Here is a 19,343-nt window from a genome sequence, read left to right as displayed (position 1 = left end):
GATAGCTAGAGACCCCAGGCCTCGGCGAGCAACTGGTATGAGCTCTGCCGATCGGCGGGGTCATGGGCAATGGTGGTGATGAGCAGTTCCTGGGCGCCTGTGGCCCGCTGCAGAGTGCGCAGCTTGTCCCTGACCTGGTGCGGGTCGCCCACCAGCCGGGTGTCCACACGGTCTTTGACAAGGTCTTTGGCGTCAGCGTCCAAGGGCAGATCCAAGGCATCCTCCGGGGAGGGGTAGGGGATGGCACCCTGTCCGCTGCGAATACCGTGTACCCACTGGGCATAGCCGCGGGCGAGGCGCTGTGCTTGGTGTTCGTCCGGGGCCACCAGCACGTCCGCCGAGACGATCACCTGTGGTTCCTGCAGGGAAGCAGACGGTTCAAAGTGGGCCCGGTATTCGGCAATGGAGTCCAATACGCCGGCCGGTGCTACGTGATAATTCGCGCCGAAGGGAAGGCCCAACTTGCCGGCGAGGCGGGCGCTGGGACCCGCTGTTGAACCGTGGATCCAGAACTGTGGCGACTGCCCGAGGGCCGGCGTCGCGGTGACTTCTTCGCCATGCCTGGTTCGGTACCCGCCGGTGAAGAACCCGATGATGTCCTGGACGTCGTTCTCGAAGTTGTCGGTGTCTCCCGGGAAGCGGCCCAGCAGTTCACCTTGCAAACGGAATTTCCTGGGGAGGACGGCACCGAAGATGGGCCGCGGTGAAGGAATCAGCAAACCGTCAACAACGCGGTCGCCGGGTGTGTCCGTCGGGGTCACTACTCCGGGAGCCGGTTCGCTGGGCGACTTCGGCGGCCCGGAACGGCCAAAGCCAAGGTCCACACGGTCCGGGAACACCGCAGCGAGAGTGCCGATGCTCTCTGCAATCTGGAGCGGCTTGTAGTTCCCCAACAGGGTGGCCGCCGTGCCGACACGGATGGTTTTGGTGGCAGACGCAACCAACCCGGCGAGGATGTGCGGGGCAGAACCAGCAACGCCGGTGTTGAGGTGGTGCTCGGCCAGCCAGTACCGCGAGTAGCCGGAAGCCTCGGCAGTGGCAGCGAGAGCAATGGTGCTGCGCAGGGCCTCGCCGGGGGACTGCCCGGCAGAGACCGGAGTCAGGTCAAGGACGGACAGGGGAGTGACTGAAGGCTTCGGCATGGCACGACACTACGGAGCGCAGTGCCTTGGCCAAAGCCGATCCGTCACCCCGCTCAACCGGGCTAAATCCAGCGAAATGCGGCGAAACGGACCGTCACAAGGGCGCCCCCGCCGGCCTGAAGATGACGATTCTGGCAGCCCGTTGACGCGGTATTTCCCGCGTTGACGCCGCGAGTCCAGCGGTTTGTACATTCTTTGGACAGCCTCCTAGATTCAAGTTCAGGTCAAGAGTCAGCACGCCAAGGACCGGCTCGTGCTGCGGCAACCCTCAGGCATTACGTGGCGGGGTGCTCCGGAAACAGACCAGGCCGCAAGAGCGGCAAGTGAATGTCGTCCCGGCCGCTGTGCGGCCTCTGAAAGAGAGAATCATGCCTTCCACACCCGTACCCGAATTCCGCTCCCGCGTCATCGCGTTGGAGCTCGACGGCGATGGGGCCCACCCCGCGTCGTGGCGCAAGGCCCATCATGATCCGCAGGCACTATTGGGGGGCCAGCGGATCCGTGAGACCGTGCAAGCTGCGGATATCGCGGGCTTCCATATAGCTACTTTCAAGGACACCCGGGTGGTGGACCCGGGAACCACAGGAATCGCCGGCCGGATCGATGCGATCCAGCGCGCAGCTTTCGCAGCTCCGATCACCCGGTCCATCGGTCTGGTGCCCGAGGCTGGGACGATCTTTACCGAGCCGTTCCACGTGGCCACCCAGTTGGCCAGCCTGGACTATTCCTCCTTGGGCAGGGCCGGATGGCTGGTCAACGCGGAAAACCTGGAGAGGGAAGCCCTGTCAGTGGGACGCGTACAACTGAACGAAGGCGACGTCACCAGCGAAGCAGCCGACGTGGTCCAGGCAGCCCGCCGCCTATGGGACTCCTGGGAAGATGACGCGGTGATCCGCGACGTCTCCACCGGACGGTATGTGGATCGGGACAAGCTGCACTACGCCGACTTTGAAGGTGAACGCTTTTCCGTCAAGGGACCGTCCATCATTCCGCGCCCGCTTCAAGGCCAACTGGTGGTGTTCGCGCCCGCAGTGCTGCTTCCCGCCGTCGAGGCTGATGTCGCCTTGGTGTCTGCTGACACCGTTGACGATCTTCCCCGGGCCGCCCAAGCGGCTGCGACGGCAGGGGCTCCGCGGACACTCGTGGAGCTGGACGTCATCCTCGATTCCCGTGGACAAACCGCGGAGGACCGCTTTGCCGAGCTCGATTACTACGAGGAGTGGACGGGCGGCGCGCGGTACGTGGGCAGGGCTGAAGGACTGGTGGAACTGCTCACCACGCTGTTCGCATCAGCCGACGGCGTCCGCCTCAAGCCCGCAGTCCTGGACGTGGACCTCCCCGAACTTGCCACCAGGGTCCTGCCGGAACTGCATCGCTCAGGACTGGTGGTGCCGCCGCTGCCGCACGCCACGCTCCGTGAAACCTTCGGGCTTCCCCGTCCCGCAAACCGCTTCGCCGCGGCCTGACCGACGCCCGCCACAAGAGCCAACGGCCATCAGCCAGATTCAGAGAGCAGAACCATGACCAACCGTCACCGCATCGCAGGCAACGGGCAGATCCAGTTCGGTGTCTTTTTCCAAGGGGTAAACCACACCACCGTTTGGAAAGACGCACACAGCGGCTCGCAAACGGACTTCGAGTCGTTCCGCCGGGTAGCCCAAACCGCTGAACGCGGGCTCTTCTCCGCCTTCTTCCTCGGTGAAGGGCTGCGCCTCAGGGAGCACCTCGGGAAGATCCACGACCTCGATGTCGTCGGCCGTCCCGACGCCCAAACCGCACTGGCAGCGCTGGCAGCCATCACCACCAACATCGGTTTGGTGGCAACGCAGAACACTACATACAACGATCCCGCGGACCTCGCCCACCGCCTGGCCAGCCTGGACCTCCTGTCCGGCGGCCGTGCGGCCTGGAACATCGTCACCACGGACAATGCATGGACCGGCGCCAATTTCAGGCGCGGCGGGTTCCTCAAGCACGAGGACCGCTATGTCCGGGCCGAGGCGTTCGTCCAGACAGCGAAGGCCATCTGGGATTCCTGGGCTGACGGCGCAATCGCCGGGTCCCGGAATGATCCACGCTGGCTCCGCGAGGACGCCATCACCACGGTCAAGCGCCAGGATGAGAGTTTCGACGTCGAAGTCACCGGCCGGTTGCCGCGCTCCAGCCAGCAGCATCCCGTCCTGTTCCAGGCCGGCGACTCGCCGGACGGCCGTGACTTCGCCGTCAGGAATGCCGATGTGATCTTCTCGGCACACCCGGAACTGGAGGATGCCAAGAAGTTCCGCGACGACATCGTGGCCCGCACGCTCAAGGCCGGCCGCCCCGCCGACGACGTGAAGATCTTCCCCGGCCAGGAGTTCATCCTCGGTGCCACGCCTGCAGAAGCGGAAGAAAAGCACCAGTGGGTCCGCTCGCTGCAGGTGGGTCCGGAGACGGCCATCGCCTACCTTGAACAGTTCTGGGGACGGACCCTCACCGAATACGACCCCGATGGTCCTTTGCCGGACATCGACCCCGTTGTGGACGTCACCAACCCCACCCGCGGCAACGCCTTCCATGGGAAGAGCGCCAAGGACCTCGCGGCCCAGTGGCGTGCGGACGCCAAGGAAAACGGCCACTCGATCAGGCAGTTCGTGGCTGCACGTTCCCGGCTCAATGGCCGTGGCCTGGTGGGATCGTATGACGACATTGCGGACAAACTCGCCGAATATGCCCATGCCGGTGCCGTTGATGGTTTCAACATCACTCCGTGGATCGTCCCCGGCGGACTGGACGACATCGTCAACGAGCTGGTTCCCCGCCTGCAGGACCGCGGCGTCTACCGCACCGAATACGAAGGCACCAACCTCCGCGAGAACCTGGGCCTCCGTGCCCCGCTGACCCGCCGCGGATCACTCACCAGCACCCAACTCAGTGAAAGCGAAGAAGTCGCATGAGCGTCCCCAACCGTCCCGCAACCCGCACGCTGCGGAAACCTGCCGCCGTCGTCGCCGTCCTGGGAGCCGTTGCGCTCCTCGCCTCAGCTTGCGCTGGAGGGGCCGACGCCGGCACACAGCAAAGTGCCGACGCCACACCTGTGTCGGGTGGGAACCTGAACTTCGCGGTGTCGGTGGACCGTGGTTGCATCGACCCGCAGCAGGTGGGCAATAACGATGCCATCGCCATTGCCCGCCAAACGGTGGCGTCGCTGACGTCGCAGGACCCAAAGACCGGCGACATTGTCCCGTGGCTTGCCGAGAGGTTCGAAACCAACGCGAACGCCACCAGCTTTACGTTCACCCTCCGCAGCGGTGCAACGTTCGCGGACGGAACAGCGATTGACGCTCAATCCGTGAAGACCAACTTCGAGGCGATCAAGGCACTCGGTGCCAAGGCCACGCTGGGCTCCACCTACCTGAGCGACGTCAGCGCGATCACCGTGAAGGATCCGCAAACAGTGGTGGTGGACTTCTCCAAGCCGAACGCGCAGTTCCTCCAGGCAACGTCCACGTTCACACTCGGCCTGTTGTCCCCGGCCTCTGCAACTCTTTCCGAAGCTGACCGTTGCGCCGGGAAGTTCTCCGGCTCCGGCCCGTTCAGCGTGAAGAGCTACACCGTAGACAAGGAAGCTGTCTTGGAACGCAGGGCCGGTTACAACTGGCCCGCCGCCACCAACAGCAACAAGGGCGAGGCCTACCTGGACACTGTCACCTTCAAGATCATTCCGGAGGCGGGTAACCGTACAGGCAGCCTGCAGTCCGGCCAGATCGACGCCACGGCGGCAATTTCCGCCGCTGACATCAGCCTGTTCAACGGCAACGGTTTCTGGAATGACACGCGCGCCAACCCGGGTGTCGTCTACAACCTGTACGCCAACCAGTCCAACCCGAAGCTCAAGGAAACCGCCGTCCGCCAGGCCATCTCCAAGGCCATCAACCGTGAGGAAATTACCAAGACCCTGCTGACCGAAGCGGACCAACCTGCCAAGGGCGTTCTCTCACACACCACTCCGTACTTCAAGGACTACAGCGAGCTTCTGAAGAACGATCCCGACGGCGCCAAGAAACTGCTGGACGATGCCGGCTGGAAGGTTGGCGCGGACGGGGTCCGCGAAAAGAACGGCGAGAAGCTGTCCTTCAAGGTCACCTACTGGCAATCGCCCAAGGAAGTGCTGGAACTCGTGCAGCAGCAGCTCAAGGTTATCGGCGTGGACCTGCAGCTGAAGTTCACCACCATCGCGGACGTGACGGCTGCCCAGGCGGACAAGACCTATGACTTCTCCTACGGCAACCTGACCCGAAGCGACCCGGACGTCCTCCGCACCGTCTTCGCCTCCACCACAGCCCGTGGCGGAAGCAACCTCCGCGAGAAGCTGCCCGTGGACGATGTCCTGGGCGAGCAGGCCGCGGCGCTGGACAAGGACGCACGCCAGAAACTGGTGGACGAAGCACAGGAAATCCTGATCAAGGACGCCCACTCCATCCCGCTGTATGAGCTGTCCACCACCATTTCCGCCAGCGACAAAGTCAAAGGTCTGAAGTTTGAAGCTTCCAGCCGCCTGGACTTCTACGACGCCTGGCTGAGCAAGTAGGAATCCCATGATCCGCTACATCGGCCAACGACTCCTGCAGGGCGCCTTCGTCCTGTGGGCCGCCTACACCGTGTCCTTCCTGATCCTGTACCTGCTGCCCGGCGACGCCGTGAGCATCATGGCCAGCGGGGACGAACAGAACGCGGTGGATCCGGCACTCGTGGAGAAGCTGCGGGCGGAGTATGGCCTGGACAGGCCTCTTTACGAGCAATACATCATTGCCCTGTTCAAGGCGCTCCAGCTGGATTTCGGGTTGTCCATCAAGAATGGCGTTCCGGCCACCCAAACGGTGGCGGAAGTCCTGCCTGAGACCATCAAGTTGGCTGTAGCGGGCTTCGCCCTGGCAGTTCTTCTTGGCAGTGCCTTGGCAGTGGTTGCGGCTTTCAGCCGCAACCGCTGGATCCGCCAGGCATTCTCCTCCCTGCCACCCTTGGGTATCGCCGTGCCGACCTTCTGGATCGGGCTCCTGCTGCTCCAGTTCTTCTCGTTCAGGTTGCGGTTGTTTCCGGCGATAGGGAACGACGGCGGCCAGAGCCTGGTGCTTCCCGCCTTGACTCTGGCGATACCCACGTCAGCCGTGATCGCCCAGCTGCTGACGCGCTGCTTGCGCCAAACCTTGGGCGAGCCGTACATCGAACAGATCCGGGCAAAAGGCGCCAGCGAAGCGCTGATCAACTTCGGCCATGCTCTCCGCAACGCGGCCATTCCCACGCTGACCATGCTGGGCATCCTGGTGGGAAACCTCTTGGCCGGAGCTGTGGTGAGCGAGACGGTGTTCTCCCGCGCAGGCATTGGGCGGCTCACCGTGACGGCAGTCAACAGCAGGGACATCCCAGTGGTGCAGACACTGGTAGTGCTGGCCGCTGCCATCTTCGTGATCACCAGCTTGATCGTTGACCTGATCTATCCGCTCGTGGACCCGCGCATCAACACCGCGCGGGCCAAGGCCTAGGAGGACCATCATGACGCAGCAACTTGTGAGGGAGACACGGCCTCTGGGGGACTCCGCACCGGGGCATCCGCTCGCGGGCTCCGTCATCCCGGAGCCGGGACCGCCTGCCAGGCCCCGGGTTTCCACTTCCGGCTGGGCTGCCAAGGGCCGCACGTTCCTGGCCAGTCCGGGGCTGGTGCTGTCCGTCGCGGTGCTGGTGCTGGTGATCCTTTGGGCGTTGATTCCCACGGCTTTCACGCACTGGCCGCCGGATACTGGAGTCCCCTCTGACCGGCTCAAGCCGCCATCCGCCGATCACTGGTTCGGCACCGACAGCCTTGGACGCGACCTGTTCTCCCGGGTGGTCCACGGCTCGGCGACGTCCTTGGCTGCTACGGCCGTGGCGGTAGCTGTCGGCTTGGTTGCGGGATCCGCCTTGGGTTTGCTGGCCGGCTCCACCAGGGGGTGGGTGGATGACGCCATCATGCGTGTCATGGACGTGCTGTTGGCCATCCCCAGCCTGCTGCTTTCGCTGGCACTCATCACAGTGCTGGGCTTCGGGACCATCAACATCGCCATCGCGGTCGGTATTGCCAGCGTGGCCAACTTCGCCCGGATCATGCGGGCTGAAACCCTCCGAGTGAGCACCGCTGTGTACGTGGAAGCCGCGAGGTCCTCAGGTGTCCGGTGGCATTCCATCCTGCTCCGACATGTCCTCCCCAACGCTGCGGGCCCTGTTCTGGCGCTGTCCGCGCTGGAGTTCGGCATGGCCGTCCTGTCCATCTCTTCCCTGAGCTTCCTTGGCTTCGGAGCTCCGCCGCCTGCCGCCGAATGGGGTTCGCTCGTAGCCGGAGGCCGCGACTACCTCGTGGCCGCATGGTGGCTGGTGACGTTGCCGGGCGTGGTGATTGCCGCCGTCGTGCTGTCCACCAACCGAATTTCGCATGCTTTCCAAAACTCTGAAAGGAACCGGGCATGAGCTCCGCACTGCTGACGGTTGAGAACCTCCGCATCGACTATCTGGTGGACGGGTCACCCCGGACAGCCGTGGCCGGTGTCAGCTTCGAGGTCAACGCCGGGGAAGTGGTAGCCATTGTGGGGGAGTCCGGTTCCGGGAAGACCACCACGGCGCAGTCCATTATCAACCTGCTCCCCGGCAATGCCCGGGTTTCCGCCGGCACAGTGAGCTTCGACGGTACCGACCTGACGAAGCTGACGCGCAAGGAATGGCAGGGCACCCGAGGCAAGGAAATCGGGCTGATCCCGCAGGACCCCACGGCATCGTTGGATCCGCTGCAACGTGTAGGCGACCAAGTTGCAGAGGCTCTCACCATCCACCGGATCCAACCCAGGAAGGCTGCACGCCACAGTGTCGTGCGGCTCCTTGAGGAGTCCGGAATCCGTGATGCCCCGACCCGCGCACGTCAATTTCCGCACCAGTTCTCCGGTGGCATGCGGCAGCGTGTGCTCATTGCCACAGCGCTTGCTGCGCGGCCGAAGCTGGTCATCGCTGATGAACCCACCAGCGCCCTTGACGTCACGGTCCAGCGGCAGATCCTGGACAACATCGCAGCCCTTACTGCCGAGCGGGGGACGGCCGTACTGCTCATCACGCACGACCTTGGCGTCGCTGCCGACCGTGCCGACCGGATCATCGTGATGCGCGGCGGCGAGATTGTGGAGGAAGGGTCCGCCGCCGCTGTCCTGGGGAGTCCGCAGCACAGCTACACCCGGCAACTCATCGCGGCGGCACCGGGACTCAACCCCCGGCGGTTGCGGCCTTCGGTTTCGGTTCCGGACCCAGGCGCGACGCCGGGCGGCGCAGTGCCCGACTCGCCGCTGGTGGAGGCGAAGTCCCTCCGGAAAGTGTTCAGCCTGCCGCGGACCGCCGGTGGCGCCAGGACCTTGATCGCCGTCGACGATGTCTCCCTGGACATTCGCCGCGGCGAGACCTTGGCGCTGGTGGGGGAGTCAGGCTCGGGAAAGAGCACCGTGGCCCGTTTGTTGCTGCGTTTGGACAAGCCGACCTCCGGTTCCGTGGAGTTCGACGGCGTGGACCTGGCCAGCGCGAAGGGGGAGAAGCTGCGCCAACTGCGGCGCCGGTTCCAAGTGGTGTTCCAAAGTCCTTACGCATCCCTGGACCCACGTTTCACTGTGGAGGACATCATTGCCGAGCCGCTCCGGGCTTTCGCGGAGGGATCTACCCTTGACCGGAAACGCCGGGTGGAGGCCTTGTTGGACGAGGTTCACCTCCCTGCGGACTATGCGGGACGTCGTCCGGCCGAACTCTCCGGAGGGCAGCGGCAACGCGTCGCGATTGCCCGTGCCTTGGCGCTGAAGCCGGAACTGGTGGTGCTCGACGAAGCAGTGTCCGCTTTGGACGTTTCCGTGCAGGCGCAGATCCTCACGCTACTGGCGGAACTGCAGGTCCAGGAGGCTTTGAGCTACCTGTTCATTTCCCATGACCTGGCCGTGGTGCAACAGATCTCGGACCGGGTGGCCGTCATGCAGGCAGGCAAGCTCGTGGAGATGGGAGGTGCCATCGACGTGCTGGAGAACCCCGCTGAGGACTACACCCGCCAGCTGGTCTCGGCGATTCCCGGGCGGGTTCCGGCGCTCGGATGACGCACAAGCGTGAACATTTTCTCACGTCGCCTCACAGTCATTTCCTGTCAAACCCTTGACCGGGCCGTTGAGGCGCTGGTAAACCTTGTGGGCGGAAAGCGTTTTCTAGCACAACCCACTCCTGGCGCCTGAGCAGGCCGGCGTTGCCGGCAGTGTGAGTGAAACGTTCCAAAAAGTGCGTGCAGACCCACTGCCGCCCATCAAAGGAGATGTTCTTTGGCCTACCTCTCGAAATGTTCCTACCGCCCCTCCCGTGGCCGTGCGTGGAAAGCAGTCCCGCTCGCGGCCTCCGCTTCACTCGCTGCCGCGGCCATCGCGCTGACGGGTGTCCCACTCGCCCAAGCAGCCCCCGCCCACCTCCCGCAGGCAGCGCAAGCCGGCCTTCCCGGCGTCGTGCCTGCCGCGAAAGACGCAGCACCGCTGAAGCGGCAAGTGGAAAACCTCGACCGGGCGCCGGTTGCAGTCCTGACGGACCAGGGTGTCACCGTGAGTTGGCGCATGCTGGGCCTGGACAAGGACAGCATCGGCTTCCAGGTGCTGCGCGATGGTGTCAACATCACTCCCGAGCCCATCCGCAACGCCACCATGTTCGTGGACCCCGCAGGCACGGCACAGTCCAGCTATGTCATCAAGACCGTCGGAAACGGACAGGGCCAGGACAAGCTGACCGAAGCCGTGACGCCAATGGCGCAGAACTACCTGGCCATCAAGCTGGACAAGCCTGCCGACGGCGTTACCCTGGATGGCAAGCCGTCCACCTACTCGGCCAATGACGCGACGGTGGCGGACCTGGACGGAGACGGTAAGTACGAAGTCATCCAGACCTGGTCCCCTTCCAACGCCAAGGACAACTCCCAGTCCGGCTACACGGGCAACGTCTACGTTGATGCGTACAAGCTGGATGGCACCAAGCTCTGGCGCATCGACCTCGGCCGCAACATCCGCGCCGGCGCGCACTACACTCAGGTTCTGGCCTACGACTTCGACGGCGACGGTAAGGCGGAGGTTTCGTTCAAGACGGCCGACGGCACCCGCGATGCGGCCGGCACCGTGATTGGAAACGCCGACGCCGACTTCCGCAACAGTGCCGGTTACGTCCTGTCCGGTCCCGAATTCCTTACCGTCTTCAAGGGGGAAATCGGAACCATCATGGACACCGTGGCCTACGAGCCCGATCGCGGCACGGTAGCCAGCTGGGGCGACAACTACGGCAACCGGGTGGACCGCTTCCTGGCTGGAGTGGCGTACCTCGACGGGGAACACCCTTCCATGATGTTCAGCCGCGGCTACTACACCCGCACTGTCCTGGTCACCTATGACCTCGTCAACGGCAAGCTTCAAAAACGGTGGACGTTCGACTCCAACCATGCGGGTGACCAATATAAGGGTCAAGGCAACCACAACTTGTCCGTGGCTGACGTTGACCAGGACGGCAAGGACGAATTCGTCTTCGGTTCCATGACCATTGACGACGATGGCAAGCCGCTCTACAACACCAAGCTCGGCCATGGCGATGCGATCCACACCGGCGACCTTGATCCGTCCAGGCCCGGCTTGGAGACCTTCGCCGTCCACGAGAACATGGGTGCCAGCGGCAATCGCGGGGCAACTTTCCGTGACGCTGCGACAGGCGAGGTGTTGTGGAGCATCCCGGCCATTAAGGACACAGGCCGCGGCGCTGCAGGTGACATCGATCCGCGTTACGCCGGGGCCGAGGGCTGGGCCGTGGGCGGTTCCGCTGCCTGGGATTCGCCAGTGGGTCAGCTGATTTCCGCAAAGGGTGAGCTGATCGCGGAGAACATCCCGGCCGCGAACTTCCTGGCTTGGTGGGACGGCGACCTGCTCCGTGAGATCGTGGACCACGATTACGACGCCACCGTGTCCCGCGGCGTTCCCACCATTTCCAAGTGGAACTGGGAAACGGAAACCAGTGACCGGCTCCTGACCGCTGAGGGTGCCCGCAGCAACAACACCACAAAGGGGAACCCGTCCATCCAGGCTGACATCCTGGGCGACTGGCGCGAAGAGATCGCGTGGCCCTCCACGGACAGCTCCGAGCTGCGGATCTACACCACCACGGCTCCCACCGAGGTCCGTCTCCGGACCCTGATGCACGACACCGTGTACCGCGCGGCGGTGGCCCGGGAAAACGTGGCGTACAACCAGCCGCCGCACCCGAGTTTCTTCATTGGTGAGGGCATGCAGGCACCGGCGATGCCCGCCGTCGTCTACACCGGCAAGAAGTAGCCCACACAAACAAAGCCGCCCGGGTCGTGTTGACCCGGGCGGCTTTTGGCGTCGGCGGACCTAGTGCTGTCCCGGCAGCCATCCGCTCTGCGGCGGTATGAATCCGGGACCGCGGTCTGCGTCGTCGTCCCCACGTTCCGCGGCGCTGCGGGTATCGCTTTCCGCGGTTCCGTCCGAGTCGCCGTCGTCGTCGGCCAACCCGTTCGTCTGGTCGAAGGGATGGGTGACGGGATCGACGATCGGCGTCGTGTCCGTTGCGCTGGTGTCATGCCCGACGGCGGTGGCCGCGGTTCCGGTGGCGGTCGCCGGAGTCGGGGTGCCGGTCGCCGGAGCGGCAGTGGTGGTCCCGGCAGTAGACGCGGTTTCCGGTGCCTGCTTTTCGATGTACTCCTTGAACTTCTTCAAGTCCGACTCCGCCTGCCTTTCAATAACGTGCAGCTTGTCGCCCAGGAACTCCAGGACGCCGTGGGGTTCGTATTCCAACGACAGGTGCAGGGACGTCTGGCTGGGCCCGGCTTCCTTGAACTCCACCCACCCTGCGTTCTTGACGCCCTCGACGGCGGCCCATGCCACGGCCCGGTTGACATCCAGCTGGACGATCTTTGCTTCCCACTTGCGGTGGACGCCCGCGATTTCGGCGACCCATTCCAGGCGGTCGTCGCCAAGCCGCGTCACCCGTTCGACTCCGCCCATGAAATGCGGGAATTCTTCGAACTGGGTCCACTGCCTGTAGGCCGTACTGATCGGAACGTTGACCATGATTGTCTTGTTCACTTTCGTGGTCATGGTGTCTTCCTCCTTGACTCGATATTGATCAGCATACTTACATTATCGAGCTTTTTGGAGGGTAAAGACAGGCCCTGGTGACGCAGGAACTAGGAGATCTCGCGGCCGTTCTGGATCAGGTGTTCCAAATGCTCGGAGATGTCGGCCAGTACGGCGATGTCAGCCACCGGATCCGCATCCAGGATCAGCATGTCCGCGTCCGCGCCAGGTGCGACCACGCCAAGTTCACCTTCGCGCTCAAGCAGCTGGGCCGCCGTCGTGGTTGCAGAACGGATGGCATCAATGGCTGGCTGGACCTTGCCGAGTAGCCTGAACTGTTCGTTCTGGTGGCGGTGCATGCCACCCAGGAGGTCGGAACCGAAGGCCATTTTCACTCCGGCCTCATGGGCGCGGGCGATTGCCTCGAGGCCGCTGGTGAGCACCGAGTCCACCTTGGCCCACATTTCTTCCGTGAGCCCAAACTCCTTGCCCTCTTCCTTGAGCGCCCAGTAGGTGACCAGGGTGGGAACCAGGAAGGCGTCCTTTTCGAGGAACAATTTCAGGCTTTCGTCGTCCAGCAGGTTGCCGTGTTCGATCGAGCGGACACCAGCTTCCAGTGCGCGGTTGATGGCGCGTGCAGTGTAGGCGTGGGCGGCGACGTAGCGGTTTGCGGCCTGGGCTTCTTCCACTGCTGCACGCATTTCCTCCATGGAGTACTGGGTGGAGTCGATGCGGTCAGTAGGTGACGAGACCCCGCCGGATGCCATGATCTTGATGTGGTGGGCGCCCTTGCGGATCTCGTCCCTGGCGGCCGCGCGAACGGCATCCACGCCGTCGGCCACCCGGCCGATCCCGCAGCAGCCCCGGCCGTTGGGGTCATGGTCTTCGCCGGGGAGGCGCATGTCGCCGTGGCCGCCGGTCTGGCTCAACGCGTGGCCGCAGAAGTGGATCTTCGGACCCTCCAGGAGTCCTTCTTCCTGGGCCATCGCCAGGCCAAAGTCGGCACCTGAGAGGTCGCGGACAGTGGTGAAGCCGCGGCGGAGCATCTCGCCCATGATCCGGGCGGTTTGCGCATAGACATACGACGCCGGTGTGTAGGTGAGGGAGCGGAAGTCGGCGCTGGAAGCAACGACGTGGACGTGGGCATCAATCAGGCCCGGGATGACGAACTTGCCGGTGCCATCGATGACCCGCGCACCTTCAGGAGCGTCGGCGTTCGGCCCGACGCTGCTGATCTTTCCGTCAACGCTGACGACGTCGGCGGTGGAGTACGTGCCTGCGTCGACGTCCAGGACGCTGGCATTGCGTATAACGAGGGGTGTGGTGCTCATGTTAAACGGTGTCCTTCGCAGGTGCTTCAGTGGATTCGGGGACTTCGACTTCAGTGGGGTGGGCTTCGAAGGCCTGTATAAGTTGTGCCTGGTTTGCGTTGACGAGGCCGACGGCGCTGTCCACACTTTGCTGCGTGTACTTGCCTTCAGCGTCGAGGAGGGCAAGGACGCCCACCACGTTGCTTTCCGGATCGAGGACCGGCACGTTGATCACGGCACCGCAGCCGAGTTGTTGGATGAGCCCGGAGTCGGCAAAGACTTCCTTCAGCGCGTCCAGGTCTGCCGCGAGGAACGGCTTCTTGTCCTCGATGACGGTTCCGAGCCACCCGGGGGAGATCTCAACTGTCTTTTCGCCGCCCACCGGATACTCTGCGGGGTGGCTTGTGAAGAGGCGCTTCAGGCTGGAGCGCTGGGGGATCCATTGAAGGGCCGTAAAAAGGACGACGCCTGGGTCCTGCTGCAGCGCATCGTAGGCCTGCTGGAAAGTAGTGTCCGATTCCATGAAGCTCATTTGGTGACCGTTCCTGCGTGGTTGTCTGGCGCTGCGTCATGCTCGGCGCGGGCGTTGATGTCCTCCAAGGACTTACCGGCCGTGGAAGCTCCGAAGATCACGACGCCCAGGACGCCGATGGTCAGGACCACCGTGGTCATGGTGAACACGCCGCCGAAGCCGAGCGAGGCTGCGAAAATGCCGATGATGGATGGTGCCAGGATGCTGCCGATGCGGCCAACGGCACTGGCCAGGCCAACGCCCGTAGCGCGCATCCAGGTGGGGAAGAGCTCCGGGGTGTAGGCGTAGACGCCGGCGTAGGTGCCGTTGAGGAAGAAGGACAGTGTTGCGGCGGCCAGCAGGATCATGCCGGAATCGTTGGACTGGCTTAGCCAGAAGGCACTAATGGCCGATCCCGCCAAGTAGAGGGCGATGGTGTTCTTGCGGTCGATCCGGTCGCACAACCAGGCAGCGGAGAAGTACCCGGGGATCTGTGCAAGGTAGATCAGGATGGAGAACTCGAAGCTCTTGGTGACCGTGATGCCGCGGCCGACCAGCAAGGTGGGGATCCAGGAGAAGAAGCCGTAGTAGGAGAACGTAATCACGAACCAGATCAGCCAGATCACCGCTGTCCGGCGACGCATCGCCTTGGACCACATGAACTTCAGGGCATTCCAGACGCTGATTTTCTGCTCGTGCTTGGTGATCTCTTCAGTACCGGGTTCCAGGGGCGCGAGTTCCTTGCCGGTGGCTTTCACAACGCTCTGCTCGAAGCGTTCCACTACCGCCGTCGCCTCCGCGACGCGCCCCCGGCTGATCAGGAAGCGGGGTGATTCGGGCAGTCCCCGGCGCCACCAGAGCAGGAGGAGGATGGGGATTGCCGTAATGACCTGGGCCCAGCGCCAGCCGTCCTCGCCCATGGGAACCACGAACCGGCCAATCAATGCTGCGGCGACAAAGCCGAAGGAGAAGAATCCGGCAAGGGTTCCAATGAACCAGCCGCGGCGCTTTGGGGGAATGAACTCTGACAGGAACGGCGCTATGATCACGCTTTCCGCGCCTGCGCCCAGTCCTGCAAAGATCCGTGCAATCAGGAAGATCTCGAAGTTCGGGGCCATCGCCGCGATGATCGACATGAGGCAGTAGAACGCGAGAGCCCACAGCATGACCTTCTTGCGGCCGAAGCGGTCGCCCATCCAGCCGGACAGGATCGCGCCGAAGAAGAAGCCGAAGGGGGCTGCCGAACCTACCAGTCCGAGGCTGGCGGTGCTGAGGCCCCACAGTTCCTGGATGCGCGGGAGCAGGAAAGCAACCACTGCCCCGTCCATGCCGTCGAACGAGTAGCCGAGGCCTCCGATGAGGAGAAGCTTGTAGTGTGGTCGACTGAGAGCCAGACGATCCAGGCGTGCTGTGAGAGACATGGTGATTCCTGCCAAAGTGGGCCAAGTTGTACATTTTGAGGAATATGCACGGATCTGTGCAGAAGTGATGTATCGAAATTACGGCCAAAGTGTGAGGTAGGTCAATAGGTGGAAGAAGATTTCGACTCGTCAACATTGACCGAGTGGCTGGACGATCGTGTCCAGGGGCGGAAGCTCGCGGCCCGGCAGATGCAGGTCATCGGCATCCTCCGGTCCCAGCCGCGGCTCGCCTCTTATGGCTCCGTCAGCGACATCGCCGCGGTTGCTGCTTCCAACGCCTCCACGGTGACCAGAACCGCGCAATCATTGGGATTCAAGGGTTGGGTGGATTTCCAATTCGAGCTCAGGTCGCGGTTCCTGGCATCACTTAGTGCCGTGGAAGTCGCGGCCGAACACAACGGCCACATCAGTAGTCCTGCACAGGCTGCGGTCTCCACGGACCGGGCCAATTTGGCGCACTTCGAGCGCACGCTGGATGCCAACACTGTTCATGAAATTGCGAAGTTGATCGCGGGGGCGCGGCAGACCTTCATCATCGCGGCAGGCAGCTACGCCATTCCCGGCAAGGCCCTGGAGCACAACGCCATCATTGCCGGCTACAACGTTCGGCTCCTGGATGCCGACGTCGCCGCCCTCACCAACGCCATAGCCCGGCTCGGCGCCGAAGATCTGGTCATCGCGATCAGCCTTTGGCGGGTCTACGACAGCACCATGAGGGCCGTCGACATCGCCCACAACCTGGGCACGCCCATAGTTTCCATTACTGATAGCGCGGGATCACCGGTGGCGGTGCACGCGGACCACAGGATCGTGGTGCCCACCGAGGGTGCCGGGTTCTTTCCCTCCCTGACAGGTGCGGTGACCGCGGTCCAGGCGATCGCCGTCGAGCTGGCATCCCTGGACCGCGAACGGTCAAACCTCAACATCGCCGCGTCGGAGCGGACTTGGGACCAGATGCGGATCATGCATCCCAGGTCCAGCTCCTAGCAAGAAGTTACGACGCCGGTTCCTCCTCCCGCGCCTCGGTGGACGCCGGCAGCCGGTCGCCGATCAGGGCCAGGTTCTGGACGACCGCGAGCCCAAATTGCGCGGTGTCATTGGTGGATACCGTCGGCGCTTCATCGACAGGCTGAAGCACGTACGGGGGAAGGATTTTCCTGAGCGTAAAGGCCTCGGCGTGGTTCAGGTTTTCTCCGCCCTCGGCAAAGCTCTCCCAGGCCAATTCCGCCAATTCCGGGGAGCCCAGCTTGGCCGCAGCGTAGGCCGTGAGCCTGCTGTGCGCCTGAGTGAGGTAGATGCCGGCGAGGGGCTGGCCCACCTCCGCGATCTGCTCTTCCGGAGTGGCCAGGAACAGCCGGCAATACTGCATCCAGGCTTCCTCGAAGTCCTTGTCCGGCACCAGGCTGATAAGTTCGCTGCAGATTTCCACCAAACCGAACACGGCACTCAGGTGCGAGACGCTGATGACTTCCCGGCCGGCGTCGAACCTTCCCGCATCAAGGTCATAGAGCGCCTCGCCGGTCAGGAAACCGTACTTCAGGGCACCGATATCGGCCATGGTTCCCAGCAGGCGATCACGGGAGCGGGGATTGCCCGTGCGCTCCCAGTCGGTGAGCCACGTGGCGGCAAGTGAACCCCAATCGGTCCCCAGCCCGACGCCCAAGGCGCCGCGGTCCGGGCGGTAAGTGTCGGCGTCGGGCCTTACTTTGCGGACAGGGTCCAAGCCGAGGAAGTTCCGATCGCTGTCCACGAGCTCGGTGAGGAGGTCGCCGGTGCGTTCGTCGGCGGTCAGGTAGTAGTAGAAGCGCCGGTACGCCGGGGTGCTGATGCGCAACTGCTTGGCGCTGCAACCCCAGTGCTGAACGTTGTGCCGGGAACCCAGCCCACGCCAGGGTCCCAGATGGTAGACGTCCACCTCGCCGGTATGGCGGGTCATCGCCTCGGCGTAGCGGAAGACGTCCGCGCGGCCTGTGCGCAGGTACATGTACCAAAGCCAGAGGTCCGGGGAGAGCTCGGAGTTGTCCCACGCGTAACCGCCCACGTCGTAGCGCCACACGTGCCGGTCCGTGTCGTAGGTGTGCATGACGTCGCCGTAATTCCAGAACCCGTACCAGCGCCGCTGCTCCGTTTGGCCCTGGTAGAAATCGAACAGGAAGTCCAGCTTGTCTTCCAGCTCTGCACGGGCGGGGGTGCTGCGGTCCACGGGAGCCCAGTCACCGAAGACGCCGGCTTGGTGAAGGTACTCCGGGGAGGGCTGCAGCAGCGGGGGAGTGGAGGCTGCCCGGGCGTCGGCGGCGAGGCTCTCCGTGCTGGGCGTTGAGTCGTAGGCGTACAGCGTGAGTTCGTGCGTCCGGGCGATCCCGGTGGGGTTTCCGAAGCCCGGCTCGTAGTCCTCGTAGGTGATTTCAAGGCCTTCAAGCTGGTCCTCGAACGTGTCCTGGCCCAGGCCGTCGTGGTAGAAGCGGAGATCCATCGGCTGGGCTTCGGGGGAATAGAGCCAAGCGGTCACTGTCGCGTTGCTTGTTGCGGCGCCGCGGATATCCAGCTGCCCCGGGTGCGACTGCCAAAAGTTCCTCACTCCGATACCGAAACCGCCGCGTAGATCGCTCAGCGAACAGAAACCAGCTGACCGGGTTCCGCCGGAAATGCCCACCCATCCGTGGCCGGGCGCCGTCCGTTTGCGCAGCTCGAAGCCGTCAGCAGACAGTTGGGTGAGGGTGTAGTCGTTCCAGCTGGGTATGAGGCGGAGGCGCTCCGAAACCAGCGGGCTCCACTCACTGAGCGGCGGGGTGGCCTCACCGGCAATCTGCGCGGCGCGGACAGCTTCTCCCGGATCCCGGCGCAAACCAGTCAGGCCCCGGACCGCTTCGACCAGGAATCCGCCGTCAGAACCGGCGATGCGTACGTGGCGGTCATGAAATTCACTGGCAAGCGGTACCGTGAATTCAACACCGAGACCCGCAAGGAAGTCTTCCTCCGCATTGCCGTCCCAAATGAACGAGTGCATCATCCGTATGCTGCTGGCGCCCGCGTAGAAGTATAAGCGGACAGTGAAGGGGAGCCATTCCCTGCCGCCATCCTTGGCACTGTGCCGCCCCTCGATCCGAACTACCGCCCGGACCGGGCCACGCTGTTCCACTGTGACGCCTGAAACCTGGCTGGTGTAGGCCTCGCGCGGAGCGCTGCCTGCTCCCTCTGCCAGGTTGTTCTGCAGCAGGCTTACCAGCCGGGCATCCTTGGCTACGGCCTCGCCGGCGCGACGGAGTTCGCTGAACAGGGTTTCCCCGCGCCTGGGGATGACCATGTCGAGCACGCCCGTGGAGACGGTGACGGCGTCGTCCGTTTCGGCGACCGTCACCCCGGGTGAGTGTTCGACGGCGGCTGCCGGGCCGCCGTCGTGCCTATCGGTTGAGTGGGTGACCTGGTAGGCGTCGGAGGGCTGATCCGTTGCCCCGATGGCGATGCCGGCCCATTTGAGGGAACCGTCGGGCCACGTGGCGAGCGGCCAGGCCTGGGCATTGACGGCAACTCCATTCATGTCGCGCACCTGGAGGTGGTCCGCGCCCGCTGCGGTGCCGCGCTGGAACGGCATGCCCCAGGTCGTGCCGCTGCTGAGCCTGACGGGCGGTTCGGCGTCGATCCACCTGAGCTGAGTCATGTTCATTCCACCTAAAGTCTGGGAAAACGCTTTCTTTGAGACGTTTCAATAACTTACCCGCGCGCGCGATTGGCTGCAAGGGGGTGGTTGGATACTGGGATCGATGAACCAACAAATTCGTGTGACCCGGGCGCTCCGACCTGCCGCGGGCGTATGGTTTAAG

At 63.8% G+C, this 19,343-nt stretch carries 14 protein-coding genes and 1 riboswitch; of the genes, 8 read left to right on the top strand and 6 right to left on the bottom strand.

Features of this window, described 5'->3' with window-relative positions; all coding sequences use genetic code 11:
* Positions 1 to 5: 5 nt before the first annotated feature.
* Entirely contained in the window at positions 6 to 1,142 is a 1,137-nt protein-coding gene (locus ACNQOP_RS12310) for an LLM class flavin-dependent oxidoreductase (protein WP_416404608.1), read from the bottom strand.
* 222 nt (positions 1,143 to 1,364) lie between these two features.
* Positions 1,365 to 1,474: riboswitch (SAM riboswitch) on the top strand.
* Positions 1,475 to 1,510: 36 nt separating this feature from the next.
* Here ACNQOP_RS12310 and ACNQOP_RS12305 point away from each other — a divergent pair.
* The 7 genes from ACNQOP_RS12305 to ACNQOP_RS12275 all read left to right on the top strand — a co-directional run bounded on the left by ACNQOP_RS12305 (position 1,511) and on the right by ACNQOP_RS12275 (position 11,515).
* Entirely contained in the window at positions 1,511 to 2,608 is a 1,098-nt protein-coding gene (locus ACNQOP_RS12305) for an LLM class flavin-dependent oxidoreductase (RefSeq protein ID WP_416404607.1), read from the top strand.
* 54 nt (positions 2,609 to 2,662) lie between these two features.
* Positions 2,663 to 4,078 carry an NtaA/DmoA family FMN-dependent monooxygenase gene (locus ACNQOP_RS12300; protein WP_416404606.1) on the top strand — a complete coding sequence of 472 codons (1,416 nt, stop codon included), beginning with the start codon at positions 2,663 to 2,665 and terminating at the stop codon, positions 4,076 to 4,078.
* Positions 4,075 to 5,712, top strand: a complete 1,638-nt coding sequence (locus ACNQOP_RS12295; RefSeq protein WP_416404605.1) for an ABC transporter substrate-binding protein — start codon at positions 4,075 to 4,077, stop codon at positions 5,710 to 5,712. Before ACNQOP_RS12300 ends, ACNQOP_RS12295 begins: the two co-directional genes overlap by 4 nt.
* Before the next feature lie 7 nt (positions 5,713 to 5,719).
* The gene (locus ACNQOP_RS12290; RefSeq protein ID WP_416404604.1) at positions 5,720 to 6,664 is read left to right on the top strand and encodes an ABC transporter permease; all 945 of its coding nucleotides are present in this window, start codon (positions 5,720 to 5,722) and stop codon (positions 6,662 to 6,664) included.
* 10 nt (positions 6,665 to 6,674) lie between these two features.
* Complete coding sequence (locus ACNQOP_RS12285; RefSeq protein WP_416404603.1) at positions 6,675 to 7,622, top strand: ABC transporter permease; 948 nt, start codon at positions 6,675 to 6,677, stop codon at positions 7,620 to 7,622.
* Entirely contained in the window at positions 7,619 to 9,268 is a 1,650-nt protein-coding gene (locus ACNQOP_RS12280) for a dipeptide ABC transporter ATP-binding protein (RefSeq protein ID WP_416404602.1), read from the top strand. Before ACNQOP_RS12285 ends, ACNQOP_RS12280 begins: the two co-directional genes overlap by 4 nt.
* Before the next feature lie 216 nt (positions 9,269 to 9,484).
* Complete coding sequence (locus ACNQOP_RS12275; RefSeq protein WP_416404601.1) at positions 9,485 to 11,515, top strand: rhamnogalacturonan lyase; 2,031 nt, start codon at positions 9,485 to 9,487, stop codon at positions 11,513 to 11,515.
* Positions 11,516 to 11,575: 60 nt separating this feature from the next.
* On the opposite strand, the gene ACNQOP_RS12270 is transcribed toward ACNQOP_RS12275, so the two are convergent.
* The 4 genes from ACNQOP_RS12270 to ACNQOP_RS12255 form a co-directional block, all read right to left on the bottom strand.
* On the bottom strand, positions 11,576 to 12,301 hold the full coding sequence (locus tag ACNQOP_RS12270; RefSeq protein WP_416404600.1) for an SRPBCC family protein: 726 nt from the start codon (positions 12,299 to 12,301) through the stop codon (positions 11,576 to 11,578).
* Positions 12,302 to 12,390: 89 nt separating this feature from the next.
* A complete protein-coding gene (locus tag ACNQOP_RS12265; protein WP_284987710.1) occupies positions 12,391 to 13,611 on the bottom strand; it encodes a metal-dependent hydrolase family protein in 1,221 nt (406 codons plus the stop codon).
* A 1-nt stretch (position 13,612) separates the two neighbouring features.
* Complete coding sequence (locus tag ACNQOP_RS12260) at positions 13,613 to 14,122, bottom strand: GAF domain-containing protein (RefSeq protein ID WP_416404599.1); 510 nt, start codon at positions 14,120 to 14,122, stop codon at positions 13,613 to 13,615.
* Positions 14,119 to 15,522 (bottom strand): MFS transporter, encoded by a 1,404-nt coding sequence (locus ACNQOP_RS12255; RefSeq protein ID WP_309994211.1) that lies wholly within the window; start codon positions 15,520 to 15,522, stop codon positions 14,119 to 14,121. The genes ACNQOP_RS12260 and ACNQOP_RS12255 overlap by 4 nt, the downstream gene beginning before the upstream one ends.
* 108 nt (positions 15,523 to 15,630) lie before the next feature.
* Between ACNQOP_RS12255 and ACNQOP_RS12250 the strand changes: the two genes are divergently transcribed.
* On the top strand, positions 15,631 to 16,509 hold the full coding sequence (locus ACNQOP_RS12250) for a MurR/RpiR family transcriptional regulator (RefSeq protein WP_416404598.1): 879 nt from the start codon (positions 15,631 to 15,633) through the stop codon (positions 16,507 to 16,509).
* Positions 16,510 to 16,516: 7 nt separating this feature from the next.
* On the opposite strand, the gene ACNQOP_RS12245 is transcribed toward ACNQOP_RS12250, so the two are convergent.
* Entirely contained in the window at positions 16,517 to 19,180 is a 2,664-nt protein-coding gene (locus ACNQOP_RS12245) for a Tat pathway signal sequence domain protein (RefSeq protein ID WP_416404597.1), read from the bottom strand.
* Between the last annotated feature and the right edge of the window lie 163 nt (positions 19,181 to 19,343).

The organism is Arthrobacter sp. LFS091, assembly GCF_047977885.1.
In the GTDB taxonomy this organism is placed as follows: domain Bacteria; phylum Actinomycetota; class Actinomycetes; order Actinomycetales; family Micrococcaceae; genus Arthrobacter.
The sequence above is the reverse complement of the archived record's forward strand: the minus strand, read 5'-3'. Positions and strand labels throughout refer to the sequence as shown.

Excerpts from the sequence above, each read along its gene's own strand:
- ACNQOP_RS12310 (WP_416404608.1), bottom strand. The coding sequence starts at position 1,142 with ATGCCGAAGCCTTCAGTCACTCCCCTGTCCGTCCTTGACCTGACTCCG.
- ACNQOP_RS12305 (WP_416404607.1), top strand. The coding sequence starts at position 1,511 with ATGCCTTCCACACCCGTACCCGAATTCCGCTCCCGCGTCATCGCGTTG.
- ACNQOP_RS12300 (WP_416404606.1), top strand. The coding sequence starts at position 2,663 with ATGACCAACCGTCACCGCATCGCAGGCAACGGGCAGATCCAGTTCGGT.
- ACNQOP_RS12295 (WP_416404605.1), top strand. The coding sequence starts at position 4,075 with ATGAGCGTCCCCAACCGTCCCGCAACCCGCACGCTGCGGAAACCTGCC.
- ACNQOP_RS12290 (WP_416404604.1), top strand. The coding sequence starts at position 5,720 with ATGATCCGCTACATCGGCCAACGACTCCTGCAGGGCGCCTTCGTCCTG.
- ACNQOP_RS12285 (WP_416404603.1), top strand. The coding sequence starts at position 6,675 with ATGACGCAGCAACTTGTGAGGGAGACACGGCCTCTGGGGGACTCCGCA.
- ACNQOP_RS12280 (WP_416404602.1), top strand. The coding sequence starts at position 7,619 with ATGAGCTCCGCACTGCTGACGGTTGAGAACCTCCGCATCGACTATCTG.
- ACNQOP_RS12270 (WP_416404600.1), bottom strand. The coding sequence starts at position 12,301 with ATGACCACGAAAGTGAACAAGACAATCATGGTCAACGTTCCGATCAGT.
- ACNQOP_RS12265 (WP_284987710.1), bottom strand. The coding sequence starts at position 13,611 with ATGAGCACCACACCCCTCGTTATACGCAATGCCAGCGTCCTGGACGTC.
- ACNQOP_RS12260 (WP_416404599.1), bottom strand. The coding sequence starts at position 14,122 with ATGAGCTTCATGGAATCGGACACTACTTTCCAGCAGGCCTACGATGCG.
- ACNQOP_RS12255 (WP_309994211.1), bottom strand. The coding sequence starts at position 15,522 with ATGTCTCTCACAGCACGCCTGGATCGTCTGGCTCTCAGTCGACCACAC.
- ACNQOP_RS12245 (WP_416404597.1), bottom strand. The coding sequence starts at position 19,180 with ATGACTCAGCTCAGGTGGATCGACGCCGAACCGCCCGTCAGGCTCAGC.